Raw genomic sequence first — 13,837 nt, forward strand, 5'->3', positions numbered from 1 at the left:
AAAACCGCCCGGGCAATTATCGTGTTCACCCATCAGCCCCTATGGTATAACTGAAGTGGTTGGATGAGAGTTCACCAGCTGTTAAAGGACTATCCGGTCCGCAGCGTTATCGCAGGTCACTTTCACTATGATCAATCTGAAGCAGCACTGGATGGGATCAAGTATGTCATTGTCGGTGCCACGGGCGGGAGCGTTAAACAGGCAAGCCGGGATGCAGGAAATGCCTGGCATGTAACCGTTATGACAATCCACGATCAAACCATAGATATCAAACTGCCGGCCTTGGATGATTCAAAACCACTGCAGTTAACCCCACGGATTGATATGGACCGCATACAGGCCATCGAAACAATGATGGGCAGCCTATCCTGTCATCACCGATTCCTTACCACTGCCGGGAGATAAACTGAACCTGAATATAAAAATATTTTTCCAGGGTAAATCAGGCCGGTTATTTGTCACAAAGGATATATCCACACAAATAAAAAACTGTGGTAAATAAATCAATCATCCCCCGGACTCCGACATCAAGCAACTCTTTATAACAACTCATGGAGAGGAATTACGAGTTCTGTATATCGACCTTAAACTTTAGAAATGGTCAATGCTTGATCGACAGACCCCCGTCCGTTCATCAATGGGCGAAAGAAAAATCAGTCTTGACATTTTGTAGTTTAAAAGCTACTTTAAGTTTAATGAAAACCACTGAAAGATTCATACAAGAATACATCACCCGGGAAGGCACAAACCCTTTCAGAGAATGGTTTGATTCCCTGAAAGATGTTCGTACCAGGGCAAAGATGGATGTAAGGATAGGGAGAAAAATGATGGCCACTGTAAATTATCAAGAAGGGCTTTTAAAAAGGTTACAGGACCCTGAATATGCCTCTGAATACCTGAATGAAGCATTAAAAGAAGGGTCCCAGGAAATGTTCATGTTGGCGCTCCGTGATGTGGCAAAAGCCAAAGGGATTTCACAAGTCGCCAAGGAAACAAATCTTAACCGGGAAACTATGTATCGGATGTTGTCTGAAAAAGGAAATCCAAATCTTTCAAGCCTGAATAAATTACTGAATACCCTGGGGCTTACATTGAGTATTGGGCGAAAAGAAAGCGCCGCATAAAGGGCCAAATTCCCTTGACCAATTCTTCCGGCGAATTCTCCGATATAACCCACCGCCCCGGCCTGGACTTCCAGGCAGGAGCGGTGAGAGATTTTCTAACGGACCGTTGACCCCTCTTTTTCATCTGAATGTGGTTCGACCCCTCCTGGGTATTGGCCGAAACGATGATCAGCACCCACAATTGTATCCCATCGTATCTGATCAGAACGTTACCAGACCGTCTTGGTAACGTTCTCCTGTCAATTTTCCGATCTGTGAATTTTGTGGTAGAAAAACCAGAAAAAACCTGTATTACTCAACTTTCGGGGTTGGCCATTTTTACATGGGGTCAGGCTTTCTTTATGGCACTTTTTACCCGTCTGGTTATGAAATAGTGATAAAAAGCACAATAAAAAAAGCCTGACCCCGTCCATTAAAGCTAAAGTCAGAAAGTTGAGATACTTACAAGAAAAGGACTTGCTTTCGTATGATTTAGAATTCAAGCACTTCAAAGAAATCTATATCGATCTGTCCGATACAGAAATAGCAACATCTTTAGGTAAGGGAATGGGAATATTTGATGATTTGTCTGAGCAGTTTCTGAAAACTAACATTGCCTTTGAGCGTGGTAAGACTAATCTTTCTTACTTTTTGTATCTAAGACATTCAACTTTTAATCATTGAATTCATTGAAAATTAGTAGAAACCATTTCAAAATAAGAAATACGTATTTTGAATATTAATTTTCCTATTTTTATTTTAGAAGTTATAGAATATTTATGACTGAGAGTATCTTAAAAATAGTGATCCCAATCCAGGTTATTACCGTGTAGACCAGCCAATAATTCCAAGATGGATGAAACAGCTTCAGGAGGAATAAAGCGATTTTTTAACCGCCCCGGCCCGGACTTTCAGGCAGGGGCGGTGTAAGGGGTTTTAACGGATCGTTGCGCCTTGTTTTTCATCTAACCGTGTAAACTCAACCCGGTCAATGATCTGGTCGGCGGGATCCAGACGGTTGAGCTTGATCATTTCAAAGCTGTCCACCGCAACGAACAGGTTGCCGTTTTTATCCACCAGTTTCAGGTCATAGGTGTTGGTTTCCTCACCCGACGTCATCTTTTCGGTGATACAAAAGTATTTCGTCTGTCGTTCAACCTCCCTGTAAACTTTAAAGGACTTTATTTTATACGGCAGGACTGTTCTTGAAGAGGTAAAGAACTCAAGCAGACCACCGGTCTGGAACATGGCATCCACCAGTATGGGGGACGTCACAAAATGGGGATTTTTCACCCCCTTGAAAAATTCTTTCAGACTATTGTCCGCCACTGTTGTAATCAATGTATTCCCATCAAAAGAATTGATGTCCGTGATGGTGTTGAAAAGGCCAAACATGAACAATCGCTTGGGGTTGTATACCAGGGTCTCAAACTCTCCTTTCCAGGCGACAGGACTAAATGGCGGCAGTTTGATCTTTTTGGCCTTTAACGGCTTTTCCGCAAACCGGCAGGTGCCTTCATAATGCAGTTTCGGGTCCCCCAGGACAAGTCCTTTAGGATTTTTGAACAAAGAGGTGATCCGACAATTGAACAGTCCCTCTGACGACCGGTTACCTGAAATCAGGAGTTCTTTGGGCCGCCCTTTTAAGAGCTTGATTCCGTAAGGAATATGAAGGTCGGTTAATTCAACAAGATGCGGTTTATCGTCGGACAGAGATCTTGCCACCTCTGCCATGGTTTCAATCCCTGTGGCACCAAGGAACAGCGGCACATCGTCCATGGTGTGATCATGAAGGAAAAGGTCCCTTTCAATATCCAGCACCCGGGAATACGTCATGCCGGTAGCGGTTTTTTCCACCGGGGTATCCAGAAACGGAAACGGCACATCTTCCGGGTCGCCCAGAAGGCCATCCCTGTCAAAAGAATAATCAAGGCCGGAAAATACCATTTCAGACTCTGTTTTATCTAAAAGATCGGCCATGAAAAACTTGACCCCTTGTTCCATGGGCAGAAACTGGATGCCCCTTTCCTCCAGCACCCGCTTTACGGTTGGATTGGTTGCCATACCCACCCCGCCCCAGGCGGTCCAGGCATACACCTTATAGGTTCTTTCCGGGTGCAGCTGTTTCTGGCGGAATAAGGTCTTCCCAAGGAAATCATTGGCCGAGGTATAATCCACCTGGCCTTCGTTTCCAAAACGGGCCGTAACCGATGAAAACGTAAAAAAGTATTTGTACGTCCGGTCTTTAAAGGCCTGGAGAAGATTTGTCATGCCTTTGACCTTGACATCCACCACCAATTCAAAGGACCAGAGCTCTTTTTTAGGAATAAACTGGCTCATCTCCATGCCCGCAGCATGGAAGATGCCATCAATTTTGTCATACTTATCCACCACCGCCTTTACTGCCGCAGCATCGGTGACATCCACACAATTGTATGCCACACTGACCCCTTGTGACTGAAGATATTCAATGTTGTCAATGGACAGCCGAACCCGCATCAGCCGGTCCAGGGCCCGTTTAATTTCAACGGGTTTCACGCCGGGCATATCCTCTCTGAGCAGGGCCATGAGTTCTGCCGGGGTAGAGGCTTTGTCCAGGTATTTTGCATCTGTGCTGTAAATGTCATTGATATCCAGGATAATCAGGTTGGTCTTATACTTTTCCACCACTTGTTTTATAATCTCATAGGTGATTCCCCCGGCACCGCCCGTCACCAGCATGGTCTCGTTCTCAGAAATGACCTGTTGGGTTTTATCGGCAATGGACGGCTTCATGGAAAGGACATAGCGTTTTTTATTCTTGTACCCCACTTCTACCCGTGTATCTTCGGACAAGAGTTCATTCAAAAAAAGATCTGTTATCCGACTGATGTTCTTTTTGGGGTGTTTGTAGGAAAAATCCACCACCTTGACCAGGGTATCCGGCAATTCCTTGTTCGCGGTCTTCATAAGACCTGCAAGACCGGCAAACAGGGGATGGATATCACCGCAACCTTTCCCGTACGGAAATACAACCGAATCAAAGCTAAGGGTTCCCAGAACCGTGCCTTTTTGTTCAAAGGTTTCAAACAGGCTCTTAATCATCACAAAAAAAGATTTAATGGTGGTATTAAGGGCATCATCTATCTTGCCTTCCGGGTCTTGATTAAAATAGAAATCAAGGGGTGCCAGATGGATAAACCCGTTGATATCGGGGAAGGCTGCTTTAAACTCTTCCACCCGTTTTTCCGTGGCTTTCACATCCGTCAGGTCAAAGATAAAATCCGCATCTTTGCTGCCAATGGTAATAACGTCACCGTTTTTCTGTTTTATTTTCTGGATCACCGCCTTGGCAAACCCATGGCTGTCAAGGGAGACAATGATTTTTTTCCCCTTAAAATCCTTTTTGGACAATTCCAGGACCTGGGATTCCCTGGCTCTCACAATCAATCGCTTAATCGGGGATGTTGGATCGGGAAACTCATTGGTCGCATTTGGCAACATGACCCTGTCCGTTGCCCGGGAAAGCGCCTGGCTTGCCTGGGCAGCCTTCGGGGCTGTCTGGGGTGCAGGTGCTGCACCTGCCCGGGTCTTAATATAATCCGACAATTTGGCAATGGTGTTCAATTCCCGAAGTTTCAGGTCATCCGGCACGGAAAACCCAAAATGAGAGGAAACCTTGGCAAAAATTTCCACCTGTTTCACGGTGTCTATTCCAAGGTCTGCTTCAAGATCCAGGCCCTCTTCCAGCATGTCAACCGTGTATCCGGTCTGGGCGGCAATCACCGATTTAACCATGGCGATAACATCCTCGTCCTGGGCCGGCGCATCAACCGGCACAGAGACCGTTTCCAGTGGTTCGGCCGGGGGGGGTGTCTCATGGGATCCACCGACCCTGGACTGGACATACTCACCCAGTCGGGCAATGGTATTCAGGTCCCGGAGTTTTAAATCATCGGGTACGGAAAACCCAAAATGGGCGGAGATCTTAGCAAAAATTTCCACCTGTTTCACGGTATCGATCCCAAGGTCGGCTTCAAGATCCAGATCCGCGTCCAGCATGTCCGCCGTGTATCCGGTCTGATCGGCAATCACCTGGGTGATCATGGCCACGGCATTGGACGGAACACCTGGTCGGGCCGGTTGGGGGTCTGGTTGACCCGCATCCTTTGCCGGTGGTGACGCTGCCATTTCTGCAGCATGGATGTCCAGTCTTGTGGTAACATACTCTTCCAGCCGGGCAATGGTATTCAGATCCCGGAGTTTTAAATCATCGGGTACGGAAAACCCAAACAGAGCGGAAATCTTTCCAAATATTTCCACCTGCTTGACCGTATCTATCCCGAGATCCGCTTCAAGATCCAGATCCTCTTCCAGCATGTCAATGGCATAGCCGGTCTGATCGGCGATCACCTGTGTGATCATGGCCATGGCATTGGAGGGGACAGTCGCTTTCTGTGTTGCTTGAACGTCTGGTTGAACCGCATCCGGTATCGACCCTGCGGTTTCTGCAGCAGAGATATCCAGTCTTGTCGTAACATACGCTCCCAGCCGGGCAATGGTATTCAAATCCCGGAGTTTCAGATCGTCCGGTACGGAAAATCCAAACCGGGAGGCAATATTTCCAAAAATCTCCACCTGTTTCACCGTATCAATCCCGAGATCCGCTTCAAGATCCAGATCGTCTTCCAGCATATCAGCGGCATATCCGGTCTGATCGGCAATAATGGTTTTGATGGTTTCCAGGGCACCGGCACCGGCCAACATCCCGGGATGCGCTTCAACGGGCGCTGTTTCTGCCGGTACCACAGTTTCCGGTACAACCGGCACAACCGATGGCATGGCCGGGACAACCGGGACTGCAGGGATCTCCAGGGGCTCGGTTTTCCGGGTGACCGCGGGCAATGCTTCTCCGCCGGCCACGGCACACAGGGTATTGTCAATGATCTTAATTTCAGGGTTTGCAGATCCGGTGATGTGCTGTAACCAGTTTTGGTATTTCACATTGCCGTCAACCCGATTTTCCTCCACCCGTTTAACAAACATGAACGCAAAATGGGAACCAAATCCAGCTGCCAGATGAAGACCATATTCACAATTTATTTTTTCCTGACCTGAAAAATTGAGGCGCTTGAAATGGTCGGGAATTTTTTTCAAGTTGGCAATGGGCGGGGCCTTTCTTTTCTGAAGGGCTTTGATCAACACCACATCTTCTATGGCAGCCCCCAGGGTATGGCCGGTAAACCCCTTGGTATTGGAGATGCAGATGCTGTTCAGGTGATCGGCAAAGGTACTCTCCAGGGCCGTGACTTCCGCGTCAGCGCTACCACCCCTGGCCGGGGTATAGGTTTCATGGGACATGAACAAAAGCTTGTCTGCATAGTCCTCTTTTTGAATGTCGTTCTGGGTTTCCACTTTTGTGACAAATTTTTTCATCTCCCGGGACATATGGGGCACATCAATATTATAGGTGTGAAAAGCAGAATTGGCGATATGGGTGCCAAGGATCTCACACTGACCATTCATCCCCCTTTGCCGTGCACAGGTTTCGCTTTCAATGACAAGGCCCACGGCACCGGACCCCAGGATGGTGCCGTTCCGGTCTTCGTCAAAGGGTTTGGCCGCTTCTGACACCCGTTTTTTAATGGTGGCGGCGCCCAGTGCCAGAAATCCGGAGCCCACCCACTGGTTCTGGGCCGGGGACGTGGCATTTTCACCGCCCACCACAAGGACTCTCTTGCATCGGCCAACCCTGATCCAGTCTTCGGCAATGCCAATAGCAAGGGTGGTGGAGGCACAGGCTGAACTGACAAGGGTGTTGGGGCCCTTGGCCTTGATAATCTGGGCCAGATGGGCAGACCCCAGGGGACAGGCATTGGCCAGGAAATTCCGGTCAAACTTATAGGTTTCAAACTCCGACCGTTTTCTTGACTTTGACTTGAAAAACCATTCTGTCAGCTGTTCTTTAATTTCCAGGTCTTTTATTTTCTCCATGAGAAAATAATAAATGGTTTCAAACTCTTCATAGGGCTTGAGAAAAAACTTTTCATAAAAATATTTCTCAAGTTCCAGCATCAGGGTTTCGCCGTTGGGCCACAGGGAGGTAATGATCACCCCTGTTTCTTCCTGCATCTCCTGGGGCAGGGCAAACCCATCGGGAATCATGGTCTTTCCGTCTTTCACCGATTTATACTGCATCACCAGGGGGATATTGGCATCTTTTAATGCTTCAATTCCCGCGGCAATCCCCATGGCCATGGTGATATCGTATTGTTCCTTGATGCCGTATTCATCGGTCAGGTCAAAATACCCCAACTGGCCGGCCAGATGGATAACATCTTCGGCTTTAGTGATCTGGACAAACCGGGCATTCCCATCGGGCTGTTTGTAAAGCTTGGTGATATTTTTATCGATCAGTCGATCCTGGGCTTCCACGGTCAGTGCATCGATAAAATTATCCCCATTTAAAATAGCATCAAAATTATCCGCAGCAAACACCCGCCTGGCTTTGCCCGGAAGTCCGACGGAAACCCCTGAAATCAATATTTTGTTGGTATTGAAATGATATCTTTCAATGGCATCAATGGCACTTTCTCTTTTCTGGCGCTGATATTCCTTGTAAAGGATCTGGTCCACCAGTTGCTGGTTATTTTGCTTAAAGGATTCAAAATCCTGGGACATCTCGATTTTGGGCAATGCCTTGGGTAAAAGCTCCCGGGTCTCCGGTGCCACCATGGCAGGGCTCACAGGCACCGGCTTTGCCTCAAAAATACTATTGCAGTCTGCCAGATATTTTCGGCACGCTTCAAAGGACTTTACCTCTCCTGACTTTGCATCCACGGATACGGCGGTGCCATACTCGCCGATATTGATATTTTTCAACAGATTTACCAGCAGCCGGGACGGACCGATTTCAATAAAATGGGTCCTGCCGGACACATATACATTTTCTATGGATTTTATAAATTCCACTGGAGAAATAATCTGTTTTGCCAGCAGGTCTTTGACCTCTTCCGGTCTTTCAGGATACGGTCTTGCATGGGTATTGGAAATGATACTGCCAAACCGGGTGTCATTAAAGGTAATGGTTTCCAGATAGGCCCTCAACTGATTCGAAGCATCCTGCAAAAGCGGGGTATGGAAGGCCCCAGTGAGATTTAATTTTTTATAGAACACCTGCTGTTCCGTCAAAAAAGCGCAGAATTTATCAATGGCCTCAGCCGTCCCGGAAACGGCTGTCTGTTTTTCGCTGTTTTTATTGGTGATATAAATGTTGGCGACAAAGGATTTTCTGATCATCTGCTCTGTCTCCCGTTCATTTTTAAATACCACCATAATTTTTCCCGAAACCTTTACCGTGGAATCATACATGAGGTCCGATCGTTTGATGATCAACCGCATGGTATCTTCAAACGAGAGCATGCCGCTGCAGAACAACGCGGTATATTCTCCCACGCTGTGGCCGATGAAATAATCCGGCGAAAACCCTTCTTGTGTCAACCGGCTGTAAATAGCAGCGGAAGAGAGGAAAACGGCCGGTTGGGTATTCTGTGTTGAGTTGATGGCCTCATCGGTTCCAAACATCATGTCCAGCAGAGAATATCCCCTTTGTTCGACAAAGATCTTTTCGCCTTTTTCCATGACGGTTCGAATGTGGGCATCCCGTTCAAACAGCGCTTTCATCATATGGCTTCGCTGGGCACCCTGGCCGGACAGCAGGGCCACCATTCTCAGTTTTTTGCCCCTTTCATCCGCAGAGTAAGCATGGTCGATCAATACAATATCATCCCCGGCAGCGGCCTGGAATTCAACATCTATTGCCGGTTCTTCTTTGTCAAGCACCGCCGGCAGGGTACTCATGATCATATGACAGTGATTCCCGCCAATCCCGTTGACATTGGCCGCAAACCGGAAGGACTGTCCTTTGGGCCTGACCGTAATCCGGTCGGCAGGGGTTAAAATTTTACTGTCATTTAAAGTAGAATGGTCGGGGTTATAATTAAAATCCGGCAGCATTTTCCCGTTTTGGTTCATGAGCATCAGTTTTGCCATGGCCACTGCCGGATTGGCTGCCTTGAAATATCCAAACTGGGGTTTAACATTTCCACACTGCATCTCATGGTCAAAGCAATTTTCAATCACCTGCTTTTCAACCATATCTCCAAAAATATTGGAAAATGCAAACAGGTCCAGATGATTGATATCCTGTTTCCTGATGCCACTCTTATAATAGGTTTCGTTAATGGTGGAGACAAAGGTCTGTTCCGAAGGGGACAGCAGATGATCCGGTACGCTTGAGCGCACGGAACACGCGTTGATCTCGCCCAGGATCTCCAGATCATACTCTTTGGCCTTTTTATAGGTGGTCATCAAATGAATGGCAGCACCCTCTCCCATAACATACCCGTCCGCCCGGGAATCATAAAAATTACACTCCCCTTCCGACAGCAGGCCGATGCGTTTAAACGCCATGAGAACTGCCGGATACAGGTTGCAGTCAACCCCGCCGGCCAGGACAAAATCAAGATCTTTGTGCTTTAAATTCCGTGCTGCATTTCGCATGGCAATGGAAGCCGATGCACAGGATGCATCAATGACGTAATTGGCGCCGTTCAACCCGAAATAATTGGTAATCCTGCCGGAAATAATATTGGACAACAGCCCGGGGGTTGTATCTTCATTGTTTTCGGGTATGGTATTCCGGATCGCTGCCACCACCTGTTCTGACAGCCGCGTGAGCGTATCAGTATCCATATCTGGACACGTTTTTATGATATTGCCGATAAATTGTTTTCGGACCCGGATAATATTTTTGCTCTGGCGCTCGCCGGCAATGGTCCCCAGGATGACCCCCACCTTGTTGCCGGCACTCAGTTGTGCCAGGAGGCCGGAACTTTCCAGGGCCTCATTGGCTGCCTCCAGCCCGAAAAGCTGACCCCTCTCAATGGATTTAACCATCATGGGGGGCATTCGATATTTCAGGTTATTGAATTTATAGTCTTTGACAATACCGGCGTTTACTTTGGGAAGCCAGTAAGGGGAAGTTTTATCAGCCTTTGCATAGGCATCATTGTCAAAATGAGACAACGGAATGCCGGACAATTGTTTTTTTCCGGATTGAAGCTTCTCCCAGAACTCTTTTGTGTTTTTTGCCCCGGGAAGAAACACCCCGAGACCTGCCACCACAATTCGGTCATCATTAAAATCATACGCCGGATCCGTAAAAATATCCCGGGGAACCGGGCTGTAATGCGGTGTCATCTGCTCAACCACAATGTGATAATTAATACCGCCAAACCCGTAAGAAGAGACGGCCGCTTTCCTGGAAGTGTTGGTTTCCTGGGTCCACTGAGTTGGCTCTTTTATAATAAACAGGGAAGACCCGTTTAAATCGTGATTTTTCGAAAGGGTTTCAAACTGGCCATTGGGCGGCAGTATGCCTTTCTTCACCGTCAATAATGCCTTTAATAATCCTGCTGATCCGGCACACCCTAACAGATGTCCGATCTGGGATTTGATGGAAGAGATGCCGGCCGAGGCATTTTTATAGATTAAATTCAAGGTCTCCAGTTCTGCCTGATCACCAATGGTGGTGGCGGTGCCATGGGCTTCAATAAATCCGATATCTTCAGGACGGATGTCGGGCCGGATATTTTCAAAACAGCGCTGGACACTTAATACCTGACCTGTGGGATTGGGTGCGGCAATGGCTTTGCCCTTGCCGTCGGAACTTGACCCAATGGCATTGATGACCCCCAGGATACGGTTCTTATCCCTGATGGCATCTTTCATTCTTTTTAATACAAAAACAACGGATCCCTCCCCCAGGATAAACCCGTCCGCCCGCTGATCAAACGGGTATGAACCGGTTGCCGACAAGGTCCCCATTTTTGCAAACCCGATAAAGGATTCCGGTGCCAGGTGGGTATTGACCCCCCCCACAATGACCTGATCATGTTCACCGGACAAAAGTTCGTCAGTGGCCGCGTCAAGGGCTGTCACTGAAGACGCACAGGCTGCATCAACAATGTAATTTGCCCCCCTCACACCCAAATGGCGGGCAATCCTTGAGGCTTCAATGTTCAGCAGGATACCATGTACCGGATCATATCCGGGATTTTCACCTTCCAGACCTTCCAGCAGGACCTGTTTGACGGTGGCTTGTTCTTCATCACTCAAGGTCTGATATTCATCTGTTTTTTCCATCATGGAAACCAGTTGCGGATACCAGTACTTGAGCTGAATGTCATTGCCCAGTTCATTGGAAAGGCAGGTGGCAATAATCACCGCTGTTCTTGACGGATCATCACAGATCAGGTGATCATTTTCCCCTAAGAGTCCGGCATTTTCAACGGCTTTGTAGGCGGTCTGTAACACCATTTTCTGGCTCCGGGAAAGTCTTTTTTCCTTGCCCTGGGCATACCCGAACCGTTCCCAGTCAAACTCAAACTGATCCACATGACCTGAAAGGGTGGTGTAGGTCTTATCCTCTGCACTCCTGTCAGGGTCATAATACAGATCATGATCAAATCTCGATTTTGGCATGGGGCTGATGGAATAGCGTTTATCCAGAATATTTTCCCACAACCGGTCCGGATCATCGGCATCCGGAAGTGTACAGCCCATGCCCACCACGGCAATTTCATCATTAATTTTGTTTTTCGAGCTTGAAAAAATCTCAAGGAAATTAAGATTTTTATAAAGGATTGATTTGGCTTCAAAATATTTGTCATGGATCTGTTGTATGGTAACAGACCGGTCAAAAAAAGCCAGACTGTCCCCCACCAGGAAATTTCCCTTTTCCTTGTGTTCTTCATCTTCAAACCAGGTGTAATGCTCGGGTCCCGGGTTTTTAAAATCCGGGAGAAATCCTTTGGCCCCGATGAGCAGGGAGCCGATATTTTTCTTTTCAAAGGCTCGTTTTCTGTTCTCAAGCGTTTCCTTGTTTTTCATCATTTCAGCTTCAGTTTCAAGCATCATCCTGGCAAACTCGGTGGGCGCGGTCCGGGATGCCAATCCCAAACTTTTGCCGATCACCATGGTCTCATTTTCCTGGATAATAATGTCCCGGTATTGAGATGTCATACATTGGGTGTCCACGATTTCATCGGTAAACAGATAAACGGTTCCCACCTGCAACCCAATTTTGGCCCCTTTTGCGGCCAGGAAAGCGGTCAGTCCTGAGATAAAAAACGAGGCAAAACAGGTGGAAATCCCCCCGGCAAAGACCAGGTAGATATCTGACAGGTCATACTTTTTATTGATTAAGCTGGCAATGGCCGCCTCCCACAACACCATGCTGGAAAGCGTGCCCACATGGCCACCGGCTTCCCCGCCTTCAAAGATAAACCGTTTGCAACCGCTCTTCAGGGCATTTTCCATCATGGATACCGATGGCGTATGCAGATAGGTTTTGGTCCCTGCCCGCTCAAGATCTGCGGCCTGGGAAGGCATCCCGCCGGCAAAAAGGGCATAGGGGATTTTATATTTTTTTACCATGTCCAGGTGTTTTTCCACCATGGGATTAAAGGCTTCAATGCCCACAAGCCCTGCCCCGAAAATTTCCAGTTCCTGGGCCCCTTTTTTTAACATGGCATCGGCCAGATTTTCAGGAAGGCTTCCCACTGCAAAAAACGGCAAGGCCCCCTGTTCAAAAACCTTTTTCGCGAAATCAGCATTATCGGATATATTGGCCATGGGTCCCTGAATCAAAGGGAATCGGGTTCCCTGGTCCCGGGCAAAGGCAGAGTCCGGTTTTACCGGATCAAATGTGTCAATATCATTTAAATTTTCACCAATGGTTTTGAATAAACCGGCGATAATATCCCCCAGGCAGGTCGAGTCTTTTACAAAATCCTTTGCAAACATCCCATCCTGACCCAGATAAAAGAGCGACTGAATAAACGGGACATCGTCCCTGTCAAAGGCGGTCATATGATCGGCAATGGACTGATACACCGCTTGTTTTCCTTGGGGATCATCACCAAATTCAACGGCCTCAAGTTTCAGGTCTTTAACGATCTTCGTCCCCAGTTTTGCAAACACCCGGTAGATATCCCTGTTATTATAGGAAATCTCTGTGGAATCACTTTCATCCACCATGGCCAGGAGTTTTTTAAAATTATCCGATACCGGCGCTTCATCTGTCATGAGGAACTGACTGTCCATGACAAGACCTGACACACCGGCTGCAAACATACCAGTCGCCGTATATTTGCCGACTCCCCCGTGGATGAACAACGGAAGGTCACTGTTTTCCAAGTACCATTGCATCAGGATAAAAGAGGAATATCTTGATACCTTTCCACCGGCTTCGTTGCCTTTCAGGATCAAGGCATGGGGGGAAGCCTCTTTTATCCGGTCATTGATATTGATATCTTTGATCTCAAGAACAATTTTAGTATCGGCAAAATTGCTGACATCGGCAGGTGAGTCCTCTTTTGAAAGGGGAAAAATCAATAGATCAAGGTTCATCATCTGCAATTGCTTTATTTTCTCGACAAGGGCTGTATCATGGGTTGATAGTCGAATACCAAAACTGAATGTTTCTCTGGCGAGCAACCTGGCCTTTTGAAGGATGTCGTCGGGGGATATGAATTCCGTATCAAATACCGGAAGAGCGCCAGCGTTGTAAATATCGTTAAAATACTTTACATCAAATACCTTCACCGGCGTATAAACCATTAAAGGCAGTCTTGAGTTGAGTATTCTTCTAATCATAAGTGTTTCTCCATCATTTGTTTATGTTTTATTTC

At 47.3% G+C, this 13,837-nt stretch carries 3 protein-coding genes; 2 read left to right on the forward strand and 1 reads right to left on the reverse strand.

Features of this window, described 5'->3' with window-relative positions:
* Window positions 1-63: 63 nt before the first annotated feature.
* On the forward strand, window positions 64-405 hold the full coding sequence (locus tag Q1Q15_RS01630) for a hypothetical protein (protein ID WP_300455715.1): 342 nt from the start codon (window positions 64-66) through the stop codon (window positions 403-405).
* Between the two features lie 290 nt (window positions 406-695).
* Entirely contained in the window at window positions 696-1,124 is a 429-nt protein-coding gene (locus Q1Q15_RS01635; RefSeq protein WP_300455718.1) for an addiction module antidote protein, read from the forward strand.
* 915 nt (window positions 1,125-2,039) lie between these two features.
* Here Q1Q15_RS01635 and Q1Q15_RS01640 read toward each other — a convergent pair.
* A complete protein-coding gene (locus tag Q1Q15_RS01640; protein WP_300455720.1) occupies window positions 2,040-13,802 on the reverse strand; it encodes a type I polyketide synthase in 11,763 nt (3,920 codons plus the stop codon).
* Window positions 13,803-13,837: the final 35 nt, after the last annotated feature.

Origin of the sequence: Desulfobacula sp. (genome assembly GCF_030145145.1) — a bacterium.
Taxonomy (GTDB): Bacteria; Desulfobacterota; Desulfobacteria; order Desulfobacterales; family Desulfobacteraceae; genus Desulfobacula.